This is a genomic window from Variovorax monticola (assembly GCF_051216855.1).
Classification (GTDB): domain Bacteria; phylum Pseudomonadota; class Gammaproteobacteria; order Burkholderiales; family Burkholderiaceae_C; genus Variovorax.
Window position 1 is genome coordinate 37,787 of the sequence record NZ_JBPJZP010000011.1, and the last position, 17,456, is coordinate 55,242.

The 17,456-nt window shown below is 70.5% G+C and carries 9 protein-coding genes; 7 read left to right on the forward strand and 2 right to left on the reverse strand.

Annotation, left to right across the window (positions count from 1 at the left end; translation table 11 throughout):
• The first annotated feature begins 34 nt into the window (after positions 1-34).
• From ACSFA5_RS31980 to ACSFA5_RS31990, 3 genes are all read left to right on the forward strand, one after another.
• On the forward strand, positions 35-1,690 hold the full coding sequence (locus tag ACSFA5_RS31980; protein WP_435448074.1) for an AMP-binding protein: 1,656 nt from the start codon (positions 35-37) through the stop codon (positions 1,688-1,690).
• A gap of 10 nt (positions 1,691-1,700) precedes the next feature.
• Positions 1,701-4,991: a carboxyl transferase domain-containing protein gene (locus ACSFA5_RS31985; RefSeq protein WP_435448075.1), complete on the forward strand. Its 3,291-nt coding sequence runs from the start codon at positions 1,701-1,703 to the stop codon at positions 4,989-4,991.
• Positions 4,992-5,056: 65 nt separating this feature from the next.
• A complete protein-coding gene (locus tag ACSFA5_RS31990; protein WP_435448076.1) occupies positions 5,057-6,379 on the forward strand; it encodes an SGNH/GDSL hydrolase family protein in 1,323 nt (440 codons plus the stop codon).
• Between the two features lie 121 nt (positions 6,380-6,500).
• Here ACSFA5_RS31990 and purU read toward each other — a convergent pair whose 3' ends face one another.
• On the reverse strand, positions 6,501-7,367 hold the full coding sequence (gene purU / locus ACSFA5_RS31995) for a formyltetrahydrofolate deformylase (RefSeq protein ID WP_435448077.1): 867 nt from the start codon (positions 7,365-7,367) through the stop codon (positions 6,501-6,503).
• 70 nt (positions 7,368-7,437) lie between these two features.
• Here purU and aptA point away from each other — a divergent pair, with 70 nt between their 5' ends.
• The 4 genes from aptA (at position 7,438) to ACSFA5_RS32015 (ending at position 16,521) form a co-directional block, all read left to right on the forward strand.
• Positions 7,438-8,772, forward strand: coding sequence for an omega-aminotransferase AptA (gene aptA, locus ACSFA5_RS32000; protein WP_435448078.1), 1,335 nt, complete (start codon positions 7,438-7,440; stop codon positions 8,770-8,772).
• A 260-nt stretch (positions 8,773-9,032) separates the two neighbouring features.
• Entirely contained in the window at positions 9,033-9,608 is a 576-nt protein-coding gene (locus ACSFA5_RS32005; protein ID WP_435448079.1) for a hypothetical protein, read from the forward strand.
• A gap of 14 nt (positions 9,609-9,622) precedes the next feature.
• Positions 9,623-11,131 carry a CsgG/HfaB family protein gene (locus ACSFA5_RS32010; RefSeq protein WP_435448080.1) on the forward strand — a complete coding sequence of 503 codons (1,509 nt, stop codon included), beginning with the start codon at positions 9,623-9,625 and terminating at the stop codon, positions 11,129-11,131.
• A 65-nt stretch (positions 11,132-11,196) separates the two neighbouring features.
• Positions 11,197-16,521, forward strand: coding sequence for a beta strand repeat-containing protein (locus ACSFA5_RS32015; protein WP_435448081.1), 5,325 nt, complete (start codon positions 11,197-11,199; stop codon positions 16,519-16,521).
• A 77-nt stretch (positions 16,522-16,598) separates the two neighbouring features.
• On the opposite strand, the gene ACSFA5_RS32020 is transcribed toward ACSFA5_RS32015, so the two are convergent.
• Positions 16,599-17,444 carry a ChaN family lipoprotein gene (locus ACSFA5_RS32020; protein WP_435448082.1) on the reverse strand — a complete coding sequence of 282 codons (846 nt, stop codon included), beginning with the start codon at positions 17,442-17,444 and terminating at the stop codon, positions 16,599-16,601.
• Between the last annotated feature and the right edge of the window lie 12 nt (positions 17,445-17,456).

The window sequence follows — 17,456 nt, forward strand, 5'->3', positions numbered from 1 at the left end:
GGGCGGCTATCGATAACCCTGAGAAAGAGACGCCATGGAGACAAGCCAACCCGCAGCGCAAACCCTGCGCGAACTTCCCCCGCGCCCCGAACAACCGCTGCACGAGTACCTGCGCGGCCATGCACGCGAACGTGGCGCCAGCGCCGCCTGCATCTGGTACGGCCGTGCCGTGAGCTGGGCCGAGCTCGACCGTGCGAGCGACGCCTTCGCCGCGCGGCTGCAGGCCCTGGGCGTGGAGAAGGGCGAGCCGGTGGTGCTGTTCCTGAACAACTGCCCGCAGTACCTGGTCGCGCATTTCGGCATCCAGAAGATCGGCGCCATCGTCTGCCCGAGCGGCCCGCTCAACAAGGAGCACGAACTGGCCTACCAGGTCAACGACCTGAAGGCCCGCGTGATCGTCGCGGCCGCGCCGCTGCTGCCGGTGGTGCGCAAGGTGCAGCCCGAAAGCGCGCTCGCGCATGTGTTCGTGGTGCACTACACCGACCTGCTGCCCGCCGAGCCGACGCTCGACCTGCCGGCCGAACTGGCGGCTGAACTTGCCGCGCAAGGCGGGGCCGAACGCAGCGTGCCGCCGGACTGCGAAGACTTCCTGGCGGTGATGAGCGCCGACGCGAAGCCTCGGCCCGTCGCCATCGGCATGGACGACATCGCGCTCATGACCTACACCTCGGGCACCACGGGCCTGCCCAAGGGCGCGATGCTGAGCTACGGCAACGCGCTCTTCAAGACGCGCGCCGCGGCCGACTGCAACGGCGTGGGCCCGGCCGACGTGCTGCTGTCCATCGCGCCGCTGTATCACATCGCCGGCATGCTGATGGGTGTCAACGTGCCGGTGCTGAGCGGCGCGACCTCGGTGCTGCTGCACCGCTTCGATCCGCATGCCGTGCTGCAGGCCATCGCCGCGTACAAGGTGAGCTGGTGGTACAGCATCGCGCCGATGAACGTGGCCTGCATGCAGGTGCCGGGCATCGCCGGCTTCGACCTGTCGAGCCTGAAGATGAACCCCGTGACCAGCTTCGGCATCACCTTCACCGAGCCGCTGGCGCAGCAGTGGCGCGCGCATGCGCCGAACTGCACCTCGTTCGAGGCGGCCTACGGCCTGAGCGAGACCCACACCTGCGACACCTACACGCCGCACCACGCGCCGCGCTGGGGCACGCAGGGCCTCGCGGTGCCGGGCGTGACCATCCGCATCGTCGACACCGAAACGCAGGCCGACATGCCCGTGGGCGAGGTCGGCGAGATCGTGCTGACCAGCAAGGGCACATTCAAGGGCTACTGGAACAAGCCCGAAGCCACCGCCGCCACCTTGCGCAACGGCTGGGTGCACACCGGCGACATGGGCAAGCTCGACGCCGACGGCTACCTCACCTTCATCGGCCGCTTCAAGGAAATGATCAAGGTCTCGGGCTACAGCGTGTTCCCGGAAGAGGTCGAGACCATCCTCATCAAGCACCCGGCGGTGGCGCAGGCGGCCGTCGTTGCGCAGCCCGACGCCGAGAAGGGCGAGGTCGTGAAGGCCTTCATCGTGCGCAAGCCCGGCGCCACGCTCGAGGCCGACGCGCTGGTGGCCTGGGCGCGCGACAACATGGCGAGCTACAAGGCGCCGCGCGCCGTGCGCTTCATCGATGCATTGCCCACCACGGGCGCGGGCAAGGTGCTGCGCCGCCTGCTCAAAGACCCCAACTGAGAGGTTCCGCTTGTTCTCCAAAGTTCTGATTGCCAACCGCGGCGAGATCGCCGTTCGTCTGGTGCGCGCGCTGCGCGACCTGGGGCTTGCCAGCGTGGCGGTGCATGCGCGAGACGACACCGCCGCCCTGCATGTGCAGCTGGCCGATACCGCCGTGGCGCTCGATGCGACCGGGCCTTCCGCATACCTCGATGTCGCCGCGCTGATCGCGGTGGCGAAGGCCCAGGGGTGCGACGCGGTGCATCCCGGCTACGGCTTTCTCAGCGAGCGCGCCGATTTCGCGCAGGCCTGCGCGGACGCCGGCCTGGTCTTCATCGGCCCGACGCCCGAGCAGCTCGGCCTGTTCGGCGACAAGGCGCGCGCCCGCGCGCTGGCCGTGCAATGCGAGGTGCCGGTGATGCCGGGCAGCGCAGGCGCGGTCACGCTCGCGCAGGCGCAGGCCTTCTTCGCCGAGCAGCATGCGCAGGGCGCGGGCGTGATGGTCAAGGCCATCGGCGGCGGCGGCGGGCGCGGCATGCGCGCGGTGTTGAATGCCGACGAACTGCCCGAGGCGCATGCGCGCTGCATGTCCGAGGCCAGGGCCGCGTTCGGCATCGAGGGCGTGTACGTCGAGCGGCTGATGCGCAACGCGCGGCACATCGAGGTGCAGGTGCTGGGCGACGGCCGCGCTGTCGCCAGCCTCGGCGAGCGCGAATGCACGATGCAGCGGCGCTTTCAGAAGCTCGTGGAAATCGCGCCCAGCCCTTCGCTGCCCGACGCCCTGCGCGCGCAGGTCACGCAGGCGGCGCTGCGCATGGCGAAGACGGTCGGCTATCGCGGACTCGGCACCTTCGAGTTTCTGGTCGATGCGGCGTCGGCGACGCTGCCCTTCGTCTTCATCGAGGCGAACCCGCGCCTGCAGGTCGAGCACACGGTCACCGAAGCGGTCACGGGCCTGGACCTGGTGCAGCTGCAGATCGCCGTGGCCGGCGGCCAGTCGCTGGGCGAACTCGGCGTGCAGGCCGACGGCACCGCGCCGCAGCGCGGCTTTGCGCTGCAGTGGCGCATCAACGCCGAGACGCTCGACGCGCAAGGCAATGCGCGGCCGTCGGGCGGCACGCTCGCGCGCTTCGACCTGCCTTCGGGCCCCGGTGTGCGCGTCGACACGCACGGCTACGCGGGCCTGGCGCCTTCGCCGCACTACGACACGCTGCTGGCCAAGCTCATCGTGCATTCGCCGTCGCCGCGTTTCGAAGACGCGCTGCGGCGTTCGCTGCGCGCGCTGGACGAGTGCCGCATCGACGGCATCGCCACCAACCTGTCGCTGCTGCGCGCCATTGCGGCGCGGCCGGAGTTCGCGACGCAGGCGGTGCACACGCGCTTCGTGGAAGCGCATCTGGGCGATCTGCTGGCGGTAGCGGCCGAGCTCGACAAGCACGCGAAGAAGACAGGGGCGGCATCGGCGGCGCAAGCTGCGGTTGTCGACGACGGTGACGAACTGACCGTCAAGGCCCCGATGCCCGCGCGCCTCGTGCAGTTCGAGGTCGCCGTGGGCGACGTGCTGCCCGCCGGCGCACAGCTCGGCGTGCTCGAGGCCATGAAGATGGAGCACCTGCTGCACGCGCCCGTGGCAGGCCGCGTGGTCGCGCTGCTGGCAGCACCCGGGGACTACCTCGTCGAAGGCCAGTCGCTGGTGCAGCTGGAAGCCGTCGATGCGCAGGCCGCGCAAGCCGAGGCGCGCACCGCGCACGATCTGGGGGCGATCCGCCCCGACCTGCAGAAGGTCATCGACCGCCATGCGCCCACGCTGGACACCAACCGCAAGGCCGCCGTCGACAAGCGCCACGCACAGGGCGGGCGCACCGCGCGCGAGAACATCGCCGACCTGTGCGACACGGCCGGCGATCCCGGCAACTTCATCGAATACGGCGCGCTCGCCATCGCCGCGCAAACGCGCCGCCGCACGCTGGAAGACCTGATCGCCAACACACCCGCCGACGGCATGGTCACCGGGCTGGGCGGCGTCAACGCGAAGCAGTTCGGCCCCGAGGCGTCGCGCTGCGCCGTGCTGGCCTACGACTACACGGTGCTCGCCGGCACGCAGGGCATGCGCAACCACCACAAGACCGACCGGCTGCTGTCGGTGGCGCACCAGCTGAAGCTGCCGGTGGTGCTGTTCGCAGAAGGCGGCGGCGGGCGGCCGGGCGACACCGACATGCCCATCGTCGCGGGCCTGAACAACCACACCTTCAGCCAGTTCGCCGCGCTGTCGGGCAAGGTGCCGGTGGTGGGCATCGTGCACGGCCGCTGTTTCGCGGGCAACGCGGCGCTGCTGGGCTGCGCCGACGTGATCATCGCCACCAAGGGCAGCAACATCGGCATGAGCGGCCCCGCGATGATCGAGGGCGGCGGACTGGGCACCTTCGCGCCCGAGCAGATCGGCCCGAGCAGCGTGCAGTCGCGCAACGGCGTGATCGACATCCTGGTGGACGACGAAGCGGCCGCCGTGGCCGCGGCGAAGCAGTACCTGTCGTACTTCCAGGGCCCGACCACCGGCTGGCAATGCGCCGACCCGCGCACGCTGCGCCACGTGGTGCCCGAGAACCGGCTGCGCGTGTACGACGTGCGCGCCGCCATGCGCGGCGTGGCCGACACCGGCTCGCTGCTCGAGCTGCGCGCGGGCTTCGGTGCCGGCATCGTCACCGCGCTGGCACGCATCGAGGGCCGGCCGGTCGGCCTGATGGCCAACAACCCGCACCACCTGGGCGGCGCCATCGACGTGGAAGCGGCCGACAAGTCCGCGCGGTTCATGCAGCTGTGCAATGCGCACGGCCTTCCAATTGTGTCGTTGTGCGACACGCCCGGCTTCATGGTCGGGCCCGAGATCGAGGCGCAGGCGCAGGTGCGCCACGTGTGCCGCATGTTCATGGTGGCCTCTCACTTGCGCGTGCCGTTCTTCGCCGTGGTGCTGCGCAAGGGCTACGGCCTGGGCGCCCAGGCGATGACGGCGGGCGGCTTCGATGCGCCCGTGTTCACCGTGGCCTGGCCCACCGGCGAATTCGGCGCGATGGGCCTGGAAGGTGCCGTCCGATTGGGTTTCCGCAAGGAACTGGCCGCCGCGCCGGAGGGTGCGGAACGCGACGCGCTGTTCAAGCAACTGGTGGCCCAGCAGTACGCGAACGGCGAAGCGATCCACATGGCGCAGACGCTGGAGATCGACGCGGTGATCGACCCCGCCGACACGCGCACCTGGTTGGTGCGGGGGCTGGCATCGGCCACGCGGGCGCTGCAACCCGTCGCGTCCTACGTGGACACTTGGTAACTACATGGCTAGACCTCGTCACGCAAGGGTCAAAGTAGCTGCCTACACTGAACACCTTTGCCTGCATGACATTGGTTTCACGTTGGTTGGCTCATGTGCGCGAGGTTGCCCTGGCGCATTGGCTGGCCGCTTTCTGCCTGGCAGCGCTGGCTTTCGGCGTCCAGGCAATTCCCACCGAGCACACGCCCAAGCAACCCGCCGATGCGCACTGGGTGGCCGCATGGGCGGTGGCGCCGCTGGACTTTCGCGAGCTGGCCGCCAACCCGGCCGTCGGCGAGCTGCCCGGCCTGGTCGGCAATGCCTTCCATGCGCAAACGCTGCGCCAGCTGCTGCAGCCCACGCTGGACGCTGAACACATTCGCATCCGCTTCTCGAACCGCTTCGGCAAGGTGCCCATGCGCATCGCGGCGGCGAGCGTGGCGCGCAGCACCGGGGCGGATGCGCTGTCGCCCGCCTCGCTGCGCATGCTGCGTTTCGGCGGGCGCACGAGCCTCACGCTCGCACCCGGCGCGGACGCCTGGAGCGACGGCGTGGACCTGAAGATCGAAGCCGGGCAGACCGTCGCGGTCAGTGCGTTCTTCGACGGCACCCTGCCTGCCGCCACCGTGCACATGCAGTCGCCCGACACGAGCTGGGTGGCGAGCGGCAATGCGGTCGCAACGCCGAAGCTGCGCGGCGCCACCCGGCTGGGGGGGCTCAACCACGTCATCACCGGGCTGGACGTGCTCACTTCCAGGTCGGTGCGCACGGTGGTGGCCTTCGGCGACTCGATCACCTCGGGCGGTGCGCAGTCCACCGAAGGCGCCTACCCGGACCTGCTGGCCACGCGCCTGCGCGACGGACCGCATGCGCAGGAAGACGTGGCGGTGCTCAATGCGGGCATCGGCGGCAATCGCCTGCTGCTCGACGGCATCGGCCCGAGCGGGCTCTCGCGCTTTGCACGCGACGCGTTGGGGCAAAGCAGCGTGACGCACGTCATCGTGCTGCTGGGAACCAACGACATCGGCCGCAGCGTGCTGGCGAACATGCCCGGCCTGAGCATCGCGCCGCGCGACATGCCGACCACCGAGCGCATCACCGAGGGACTGACGCAGCTCGTCAAGCAGGCGCGCGCCAAGGGCGTGAAAGTGCTCATCGGCACGGTGCCGCCGTTCAAGAACACGCCGTACTGGAACCAGGGAAACGAAGCCATGCGCATGGCCGTGAACCGCTGGATTCGCAACCTGCAGGACGTCGACGGCATCATCGACTTCGACGCCGCGCTGCGCGACCCGGCCGATCCGCAGGCGCTCAATCCGCAGCTCGACAAGGGCGACCACCTGCACCCCAACCAGGCCGGGCACGCGGCGATGAGCGCCGCCATCGACCTCAAGGAACTGCGGGAGTGAGCTTGCACGGGGCGCGGGCGGACTGCGGCCGCAGGCCGAACAATCCGAACCGCCGGAACCGGCGGTGCAACCCTGGCAGCCGCAGGGCCTGCTTCCTGAGCGGAGGCAGGCCTTTTTCGCGTTACCTGAACACCACCGTGCGGTGCCCATTCAGCAGCACGCGGTGCTCGCTGTGCCACTTCACCGCGCGGGCCAGCACCTGGGTCTCGGTGTCGCGGCCGCGGGCCGTGAGGTCTTCGACCGTGGCGGTGTGGTCGGCGCGGGCCACGTCCTGCTCGATGATCGGGCCCTCGTCGAGGTCGGCCGTCACGTAGTGGGCGGTGGCGCCGATGAGCTTCACGCCGCGGTCGTGCGCCTGGTAGTAGGGCTTGGCGCCCTTGAAGCTGGGCAGGAACGAGTGGTGGATGTTGATGGCGCGCCCGGCCAGGTTGCGGCACAGGTCGTTGCTCAATATCTGCATGTAGCGCGCCAGCACCACCAGCTCGGCGCCTTCGGCCTCGATGATTTCCAGCTCTTTCGCCTCGGCCTGCGCCTTGGTCGCGGCCGTCATCGGGATGTGGTGGAAGGGCACGTTGTAGCTGGCGGCCAGCTGGTAGAACTCGCGGTGGTTCGAGATGATGGCGCGCACGTCGATGGCCAGCAGGCCGCTCTTCCAGCGGAACAGCAGGTCGTTCAGGCAATGGCCTTCCTTGCTCACCAGGATCACCGTCTTCATCGGCTCGGCGGCGGCGTGCAGCTGCAGGTTCATGCCGAAGCCGGCACCGAAGGTCTTCAGTTCCTCGCGCAGTGCCGCGTCGCTGTGCGCGCCGCCGGCAAAGCGCACCCGCATAAAGAACAGGCCGGTGCCGTGGTCGTTGTACTGGGCGGCCTCTTCGATGTTGGCGCCGCGTTCGAGCAGGAAGCCCGACACGGCATGCACGATGCCCGTCCGGTCGGGGCAGGAGAGGGTGAGGATGTAGGCCGGCGAGGGAGGCGTTTGGGTCGTCATGAGGGGCGTAATTGTGGCAGGGGTGCCAGAATCGTCATTTTCGTCCACCACATACCCGCAGGAGCGAGACATGGCCCATCAGGACTTCAACATGGACAACCAGTGGTTGCCCTTCACCCCCAACCGTCACTTCAAGAAAGACCCGCGCGTGTTCGTCGCGGCCGACGGCATGGAGTTCACCACCCACGACGGCAAGAAGGTGATCGACGGCATCTCCTCGCTGTGGTGCGTGGGCGCGGGGCACAACCGCAAGCCGATCAACGAAGCCATCAAGAAGCAGCTCGACACGCTGGACTACGCCACCGCCTTCCAGGTCAGCAACGACCGCGCCTTCGAGGCGGCCGAGCGCATCGCCGCGCTGGCCCCGGGCGACCTCAACAAGGTGCTGTTCTGCAACTCTGGCAGCGAGGCCGCCGACACCTCGATGAAGGTGGCGCTGGCCTACCACCGCGCGCGCGGCGAGGGCCACCGCAACGTGTTCATCGGCCGCGAGAAGGGCTACCACGGCGTGGGCTTCGGCGGCATGTCGGTGGGCGGCATTCCGGGCAACCGCAAGGTGTTCGGCTCGGCCTTCCTGCCGCGCGTGGACCACATGCGCTTCATTCACGACCCGGTGAACCACGCCTACATCCACAACCAGGAACCGGTGTGGGCCGAAGACCCGCTGGTGGAGCTCGAAACGCGCATCCTGCCGCTGCACGACGCGAGCAACATCGCCGCGATCATCGTGGAGCCGGTGGCCGGTTCGGCCGGCTGGTACCTGCCGCCCAAGGGCTACCTGAAGCGCCTGCGCGAGATCTGCGACAAGCACGGCATCCTGCTGATCTTCGACGAGGTCATCACCGGCTTCGGGCGCATGGGCGCCAACTTCGCGTCGGACTACTACGGCGTGGTGCCCGACATGCTGAACTTCGCCAAGTGCGTGACCAACGGCGTGATTCCGCTGGGCGGCGTGATCTGCCGCGACAAGCTCTACGACGCGATGATGAAGACCGACGCGCCCGAGCACGTTGTCGAGTTCTTCCACGGCTACACCTACTCGGGCCATCCGGTGGCGTGCGCCGCGGCCGTTGCCACGCTCGACCTGTTCAAGCAGGAGAACCTGTTCGCGCGCGCCGGCGAAATGAGCAAGGTGCTGGGCGACGCCTTCCACAGCGCCTTCAAGGGCCTGCCCAACGTGGTCGGCATCCGCAGCCTCGGCCTGGCCGCGGCGGTGGAACTGGCGCCCATCGCGGGCCTGCCGGGCAAGCGCGCCTACGACATCTTCCTGGACTGCTTCCACAAGGGCGCGCTGGTGCGGGCCGCGGGCGACGTGCTGGTGATCGCGCCGCCGTACATCGTGGAGAAATCGCACATCGACACGCTGGTGAACACGCTGGCCGACTCGATCAAGGCGCACGCCTGATCGACTGAGCCGGCCCTGCCGGCCGCGCCGGTCCACGGCGAGGAGCGACGACGCGTCGCTCCTCGCCGTTTTTTTTCGGCCATCGAAACGCACCCGTGCGCGCACCGGGCAACCACCGAATCCGGTGGCTACGGCATCGGGTAGTTCTGCTCAGTTCCACCGGTTCTCGGGATACCAGCCGCGCCGGCCGATCCATAGCATCCCTTCGCAAACGCAGCCCTCTGGAATTCGCAGAGTGCAGTTTCCCGAAAGGAGCAGTCATGCCACGCGTATTTTTCTTCGCCGGTGCCTTGGGGCCCCGACGCTGTCGCAACCGTCCAGCGCGGTGGACCGCGCTCGCGCTTGCCGCCGCATGCGCGGCGCCGCTGGCGCTCGCCAACAACGCCGGTGAAAACGCGTCGTGGCAGTTCCAGACGAGCACCGACAAGGTCAACCAGGCCGCCATCCAGGACATGATCCGCAAGCAGAAGAGCGGCTACTACGCGGCGCCGGTCTACAACACGACCATCGGGCGCCAGTACAACTGCAGCGTCTCCGCGAGCTCGACGGGCAACGACGGCAACAACAGCACGACGGCCAACTCGCCGTCGACCTCGGGTGCGAGTTCGGCCGCCTCGGGCAACGACAGCCGCACGGCAGTCGGCACGCTCGGCGGCGCGACCGTGGGCACCTCGCAGGCCAATGCCGGCGCGGTCGGCTCGGCCGTCGTGGGCGGCACCAGCACGCAGGTGCAGGGCGCGGCCAATCAGGCGCTGAACTCGACGCAAGGCAACGCGGGCGCACAGACGGCCAGCGTGGGCGGCAGCTCGGCCTGCGCCTTCGGCGTTCTCAATTGAACGGGACGCGCACCATGCACATCACACGACCCTTCACGCGCTCTTTCGCGCGTTCTTCCGCGCGTCCACTCGCACGCTCTCTTGCTCGCCTGGCCACGGCCGCGGCAGCGACCGCCCTGCTCGCGGCCTGCGTCTCCGCGCCGCAGCAACGCTTTGCGCCCGGCGAGGCCCCCGTGGTGCTCGGCCCCGCGGTGCGCGACAACGTCACGCCGATGGAGGCGGTGCTCGCCTGCTACGCCGACCACATCGCGGCCACGCGGCGCGCGCCCATCGTCATCGGCGTGGGCGACGTCAAGGACTACACCGGCAAGTACAGCATCAACGAGGGCAACGCCATCACGCAGGGCGGTGCGCTCATGGTGTATTCGGCGCTGGGCAAGCTCGGCGGCGCGGTGAGCATCGCCGAGCGCTTCGACCCGGTGATCGCCGAGCGCGAGCTGGCCTATGCCGACCGCCGCCAGCTCGGCGACGGCCGCACGCACCAGGTCGGCGGCCCCAACGGCGGACAGAACGTGCCGTGGCTGCCGTACTTCGGCGGCACCATCAACAAGTCCGACTACTTCATCGTGGGAGGCATCACCGAGCTCAACTACAACATCAACTCGGGCGGCGCGGAGTTCGCGGTGAACCAGGTGGGCGTGAAGGCGCGCACCTTCAGCCAGTCGGTGAGCGTGGACCTGCGCATCGTCGACACCAAGACGCTGATGGTGGTGCGCACGGTGAGCCTCACCAAGCAGTTCAACGGCTACGAAGTGGGCCTGAACGTGTTCCGCTTCTTCGGCAGCAAGCTGTACGACGTGGACATCGGCGCCAAGGGCCAGGAGCCGGTGCAGATGGGCGTGCGCGCCGCGCTTGAAGAGGGCGTGGTGCGGCTCATGGCGACGGTCACGCAGGTCGACCACCGGCCCTGCATGACCATGCGCCCGGGCGGCGGCGAGCCGATCGGGCTGGTGCCCGCCGACCAGCTGCGCAAGGTCGACAACCCCGGCGACGCCACGGTGGGCGGCGCGGCGGTGACGACGCCCGTGGTGCAAAGCGGCGTGGCGGTCAACGCGGCCGGCCAGGGCGGCGCGCGCCTCACCGGCACTGCCACGCAGGTGCCGTTCGACTTCGGCGCGACCACGCTGGGCGGCAGCACGCTGGCGCTGATCGACCAGATCGCGGGCGCCGCCAAGAAGGGCGCGAGCGACATCGTGCTGGTGGCGCGCGACACCGAGAACTGGGACGCCCGCAAGCGCGACGAACTGACCGACCAGCGCATTGCGGCCGTCACCTCCGCGCTGGCCAACCGCGGCGTGCCGCCGGGCGCCATCAGCGTCACGTGGCGGCCCGACGCGGCCGACACCTCGATCCACCGCGACGGGCCGGGCCTGCAGGAGATCGCCAAGCTGCGCGTCGGCAGCCCGGTGGTGAGCGGCGCTGCGCCGGCCACGCCCGCCACGCCTTCTGCATCTGCTGAATCCGCTGCACCCGCTGCACTTGCTGCACTTGCTGCTTCCGTCGTTGCCGCCAAGGCCGACTGAACGCCCGCCGGCAATCCTTTTCTTTTTTCGACCCAGTCCGCTTCCCACATTCCAGGAGTCACGCAATGAAAGCACGCAAGATCCAAAGCCGCGCCGCACGCGCGCCCATGTTCAGCCGCAGCCGCATCGGCTCGGCCGTGGCGATGGCGCTGATCGCCGCCGCCGGCGCGCACGCCGCGGAAACGTCGGTCAATGCCGCCTACAACGGCACCGCCACCGGCACGCCGACGGTGAACGCCGACATCGACAACACGGCGAACGTCGGCGCCACCATCACCGGCGCCACCGTGGGCACGACCTCCACGGGCACGCCGTCGAACCCGAACCCGGTGGCGGCCAGCACCACCGGCAACCTGATCGGCGCCACCGCCACCGGCAACAGCTTTGCCAACGCCATCCAGTCGCCGTCGCCCACGCCGGTGAACAACGCGGCCACGCTGGGCGTGTCGACCAACAGCGGCGCGATCAACAGCAGCGTGACCGCCAGCAAGCTGGCGCTGGAGTCCAGCGTGCTGCAGTCGGGCAGCGTGGTGAACGCGGACAACACCATCTCGGCGGCCACCACCCTCAACAGCGCAAACTCGGTGGTGTCGGGCACCGCCGCGGTGGGCGCAGTGCCGCAGGCCGGTACCTCGGTGCTGACCTATCCGGCCGGCGCGCCGCTGTTCGACGCCAAGGGCAACATCGTGGTGACCACGCTGCAGGCGGCCACGGGCAGCAGCTCCGGCGCGCTGGTGTCGGGCAACACGGTCGACCTGCTGCTGACCGCGAACGCGGGCAACACGCTGACCACGGCGGCGGTGCTGGAGCGCAACACGATCTCGGCCGTGCTGAAGGCCAACAGCGCCACCAACACCGCGGACATCCAGGCGGGCGGCGCACCGGCCTTCGCGGGCTCGGCGGTGGTCGCCAACCTGCAGGCGAACGGCAACGGCATCCTCGCGGCCACGCACTCGGCGGTCAACACGGGCTCGGTGATCCTGGGCATCGTGAGCGGCGCGCCCCTGGGCGGGGCCAACGTGCTGAAGGGTTCGCTGTCGGTGCAGGGCAATGAAATTTCCAGCGCGGCCACCGGCAACGAGGCGCTCGGCGCCACCGCCGGCGTGGCGGGCAACCGCATCCTGGTGGGCGACGTCACGGTCGCGGGCATCGGCACGGCGGCCACGGCCGCCAACAACAGCACCCACAACGGCGTGGGCGTGACCACGAACGTGAAAAGCGACCTGGCCATCGTCAACAGCCAGGGCAACATCGGCGTGACCACCTTCGGCCAGACCGCGGGTGCGCAGATCCTGGCCGGCGTGCAGTCGATCCAGGGCGGCGTGCTCACGCTGGCGGGCAACAGCGTCACGGCGGACGCCACGGGCAACACGGCGTCCAGCGCCATCGCCACCGGCAGCCACGCCGCGTCGTTCACCGGCACGGCCGCGGTGTCGAACCAGCAGGCCAACTTCAATGCGCCGGTGACGGCCTTCATCACGCCGTCGGTCATCGCGGCGCAGACCGGCGAGTCGCCCGGCGCGGGCCAGACCCAGGGCAGCACGGTCACGGTGTCCGGCAACACCTCGTCGGCCACCGCGCAGGGCAACCAGATCAGCCAGGGCCTGGCGCTGCAGGCCGCCAGCCTGAACATCGGCAACGCCGGCGCGGTGCTCACCGGCGGCACCAGCTCCGACGGGCGCGTGTCGGCCGGCGGCGCGGCCACCGTCACCAACCTGCAGGGCATGTACAACGGCGGCGTCGCGGCCCTGAACTTCGGTTCGCAGATCGCGCTGACCGCCAACGGCGGCGGCGCACCCATTGCCAACAACACGCTGGCACTGACCGGCAACCGCCAGGAGGCGGTGGCGCTGGGCAACGGCGCCACCAGCACGCTGACCCTGTCGGGCAACGCGGTCGGCACGGGCGCGGGCATTTCGAGCGTGCAGATGGCCGACGCCAATTCCGGCGTGGGCGCGGGGCTGAACGACGCGAAGGCGTCGATCGGCGTGAGCGGCAACGTCACGGGCGGCTCGGTGGCGCTCACCGACAACCTGCAGCGCGCCATCGCCTACGGCAACGCGGCGACCAACACGGTGGGCGTCACCGCGGGCAACCTGGCGGTGGCCCCGGGCGCGGGCACGCCGGCCTCGGCCGTCACGGTCGACCTGACGAAGGGCCTGGCCTTCGACAACACGGCCGCCACGCAGCCCACGGTGCGCGCGGCCTACGGCATCCTGAACGACCAGTCGGTGCAGGCGAACATCGGCAGCTCGGCCACCGGGGCGAACACGGTGGCGCTGACGGTGGCGGGCAATGTCGCGGGCGCCAGCGTGGCGAGCGACCGCAACGCGCTGGTGGCCGCCACCTACGGCAACGACGCGGCCAGCGGCCTCGCGCTGAAGGTCAACAACCTGAGCGGCGCGAATGCGTCGGTGGCCAACGTCACCAACACGCAGGCGGTGGCGGGCAACGCCACCAACATCTCGGCCATCGCCGCCGGCGGCACGATGGTTCGCACCACGGTGGGCGGCACGCTGTCGGGCGGGTCGGTCTCCACCTCCGGCAACACGGCGCAGGCCCTGGCCATCGGCAGCCGCGCGACCGGCAACACGGTGCAGGCGAGCGGCAACAACATCGACACGACCGGCTTCGCGCTCAGCGGCGCCACGCTGACCGGCACCACGCTGAACACCAACGCCGCCTTCAGCGTGCAGAACGCGCAGTCGGGCCAGGGCCGGGTGGAGGCCCAGCGCAGCGGCGGTGCCCAGGTGCTGACCACCATCGGCGGCGCCGTCACCAACGCGAAGGTGGACGCCGACGGCAACACCACGCTGGCGGACGCCACCAGCAACACCGCGGCCAACGGCGTGGGCGTGAACGCGGTCGGCGTGGCGACCACCACCGCGGTGCAGAACCTGCAGCTCACCAGCGCCTCGGTGTTCTCGCTGACCGGGCAGGAAGGCGCGTCGCTCACCAACAAGGACGGCGTGCGCGTGGTGCTGAACGGCGCGAGCATCCAGGGCTCGCAGGTGAGCGTCGACGGCAATGCGGCCAGCGGCTCGGCCACGGGCAATGCCGCGGTCAACCGCACCGACGTGAAGGGCAACACGGTCGCGGCGGCCAACGGCCTGCCGGTGGGCGGCGCGGCCAGCTTCGGCGGCGTGACGGGCGCGGTGTCGGACCATGCGCTGTCGAACATCCAGCGGGTGACCGGCTCCACGGTGTCGTCCCGTGTGGCGGCGGCCTTCGGTGTGGACACGGCGCCGGGCGCCGCGATCGGCGGCTCCACGCTGAGCGTTTCGGGCAACACGCAAAGCGCCAAGGCGGTGGCCAACACCGCGAGCAACGCGGTGTCGCTGGCGGGCACCGATGTGTCGGCGCGCGCCGCGCTGCTGTCCGCGCAGGGCAGCACGGCGACGGTGGTGTCGCGTTCGTTCACGCAGGCTTTCGCGCCGGCCTCGGTGTCGGGCTCGACGGTGCGCATCGCCGGCAACGCCAACACGGCGGTGGGCGTGATCAACGACGTGAGCAACACGGTGGCGGTGACGGGCGGCACCTCGGGCGGCATCGGCATTCCCGCGGTCATCCTGCAGGGGCCGGTGCCGGCTTCGAGCCTTGCGATAGGTGACCTGGCGCTGGTGAACGTCCAGTCGGCCGGCACGTCGGTCACCACCACGGCGGACACCGCGCTCTACAACGAAGACCGTGCCGTGGCCGGCAACGCGGGGCTCGTGAACAGCAGCTTCGCGATCACCGGCAACACGACCTACGCGGAAGCCTCGGCCAACCGCGCGACCAACGCGGCCTCGTCGAGCGGCGGCGCGTCGCAGTCGGCCAAGGTCGCGGTGCTGAACGCGCAGGACAGCAGCGCCACCGTGGCCGCCAGCGGCAACAGCGTGACGCGACTGACGCTCACCGGCGCCAACGCGCTCGCGGGCAGCAGCGCCACGCTGGAGGGCAACGGCAATGCCGTCGCCGCCACGGGCAACGCGGCCACCAACAGCATCGACGTGAAGGGCGGCGCCCTGGTCGGGGGCCTGCTCCCGACGGCCGTGGCGGCGGCAGGACCGGGCGTCCAGGTGCTGGCCACGGCCGACCAGGCCCTGGTGAACGTGCAGCAGGGCAGCGGCGCGGTGACTGCCACCGCCACGGGCGGCGTGGGCATCCGCAGCGCGGCGCTGTCCGGCGTGGGCACCTCCACGTTGAGCGTGTCGAACAACAGCCAGAGCGCCAAGGCCGTGGCCAACACGGCGCTCAACAGCGTGAGCCTCTCGGGCTCGAACGTGGCGGCGCGCTCGGCGCTGCAGTCGACCCAGTCGGGCAGCGCGCCGGTCACCGCCTCTTCCACGCTGGAACTGTTCGCGCCGGCCGCGTCCACCGCCTCGACGGTGCGCCTCTCGGGCAACAGCAACACGGCGCTGGCCGTGACCAACGACGCGACCAACACGCTGAGCGTGAGCGCGGCCAACACGCTGCCGCTGGGCGCCTCGGGCACGGCCACGCTGAACGAGACCGGCAGCGCCGACAACGTGGTGGCCACCGGCGACCATGTGCTGTCGAACCGGCAGTCGGCCGCGGCCGCGGTCGCCAGCACGGCCAGCACGTCGATCCGCAACGACGACGCGGCGGTGCCCGGCACGCAGGGCCTGATCAACGGCGCGCTCACCATCTCGGGCAACAGCACCTTCGCCGAGGCCGCTGCCAACCGCGCGACCAACACCGCCACGGTGGCCAGCAGCGCGACGCAGGGCGCCAGCACCGGCATCGTGAACGTGCAGGGCAGCACGGCCGGCGTGACGGCCACGGCCAGCACGGTGGCGAACGCAACGCTCGCGGGCGCGGTACCGCTCAACGGCGGCAGCATCTCGCTGGACGGCAACACCACCGTGGCACTGGCGCGCGGCAACGCGGCGACCAATGTGCTGGAGTCCAGCGGCGGCAGCGGCTACGGCGCGGCGGCCACCGGGGGTTCGTCGAGCCTGATCGGTGCGCCGCTGGCGCTCAACGTGGGCGCGAGCGCGAGCGCGGCCATCCTGAACAGCCAGACCAACGCGGGCGCGGTGTCGGCGACCAGCGTGGGCACGAGCTACCAGGTGGCGCTCAACTCGACCGGCGCGGGTGTGTCGGGCGGCGCGGCGGGTGTCACGGGCAACACGCTGGCGGCGCAGGCCTTCGGCAACAGCGCGACCAACCGCGTGACGCAGACGGCGCTGAACACCGGCGCGCCCAGCGCGGCCATCGCCAACTACCAGGTCAACACCGGCGCGGTGACGGCCACGGTGAGCAGCGTGAACTTCGGCGTGGGGATCTCGGGCGCGGTGGGCAACAGCACGCTGCGCACCACGGGCAACCAGATCACCGCATCGGCCACCGGCAACTCGGCGGTGTCGACGATCTCGGCGCGCTGACCGGGCGCTGAAGCAGCGAGCCGCGGGTCTTCGGACCCGCGGCTTTTTTCATGGGGCTGGGCTTTGGATGCCTCGGGTCAGGGCTTCGACGGCCGCTTGAACTCCGCGCAGTAGTCTTTCTCGGGCAGGGGCGGCGTGCGCCAGGTCTTGTCGTATTCGCCGGGTACCACCGCGGCCGAGGCGGGCGCGGCCATCAGCCGCACCGCGGCGACCTTGACGTCGTCGGGCAGGTGCTGCGGCACGCCCAGCGTGCGCACCACGTGGCCGGCGCCGGCGATCAGCAGCACGGTCTGGCCCGGCTTGCGCGCCTTGACGACGGCCTGTGCCATCGCGCGGTCGCGGCCGACCTGGATGCGCGTCATGGGGAGGATCTGCGACGCGGGGAGCATGCCGCAGTGGCCGTCGCGCACGGCGGCTTGCTGGGCGGTGTACGCCTCGGCGTTGAGTTGCGCGTCGAGCGAGACGTCGGCCATGGCGTCCTTCATGCGCACGCGCGGCATGTTGGCGCCGACCACCGGCACGCCGGCGCGCACGGCGGCCATCACGGCGGGGCCGTAGTCGCTCCAGGGCCAGGCCTTGTCGCTCCAGTCGAGGGCCGTGCGCACCTGCGCTTCGGTGGCCGTGGGAGCGACGTGCGCGGTGCTGCGGCCTTCCTCGGCCATCTCGAGCGCCAGCGCGGCCAGCTGGCCGCGCGCGGCCAGCGCCTCGACGGCCTCGCGTTCGATCACGTGGTGCTCGGGCGCGTCGTGCTGTTCACCGAGCAGCAGGGCGTCGACCGGCTGCAGCGCGGCAACGCGCTGGGCGATGGGGGCGTCCGGCGCATCGGCGCCGCCGGACAGCGCGGCGCAGCCCGCGAACGCGGTGGCGGCCAGCGCGGGGAACAGGAAACGGGACGCCCTAACGGGCCAGTGTTGGAGAGGCATCGCGCCATACTA

Excerpts from the sequence above, each read along its gene's own strand:
- ACSFA5_RS32020 (WP_435448082.1), bottom strand. The coding sequence starts at position 17,444 with ATGCCTCTCCAACACTGGCCCGTTAGGGCGTCCCGTTTCCTGTTCCCC.
- aptA (WP_435448078.1), top strand. The coding sequence starts at position 7,438 with ATGGCCCATCAGGACTTCAACATGGACAACCAGTGGTTGCCCTTCACC.
- ACSFA5_RS32010 (WP_435448080.1), top strand. The coding sequence starts at position 9,623 with ATGCACATCACACGACCCTTCACGCGCTCTTTCGCGCGTTCTTCCGCG.
- ACSFA5_RS32015 (WP_435448081.1), top strand. The coding sequence starts at position 11,197 with ATGAAAGCACGCAAGATCCAAAGCCGCGCCGCACGCGCGCCCATGTTC.
- ACSFA5_RS31980 (WP_435448074.1), top strand. The coding sequence starts at position 35 with ATGGAGACAAGCCAACCCGCAGCGCAAACCCTGCGCGAACTTCCCCCG.
- purU (WP_435448077.1), bottom strand. The coding sequence starts at position 7,367 with ATGACGACCCAAACGCCTCCCTCGCCGGCCTACATCCTCACCCTCTCC.
- ACSFA5_RS32005 (WP_435448079.1), top strand. The coding sequence starts at position 9,033 with ATGCCACGCGTATTTTTCTTCGCCGGTGCCTTGGGGCCCCGACGCTGT.
- ACSFA5_RS31990 (WP_435448076.1), top strand. The coding sequence starts at position 5,057 with ATGACATTGGTTTCACGTTGGTTGGCTCATGTGCGCGAGGTTGCCCTG.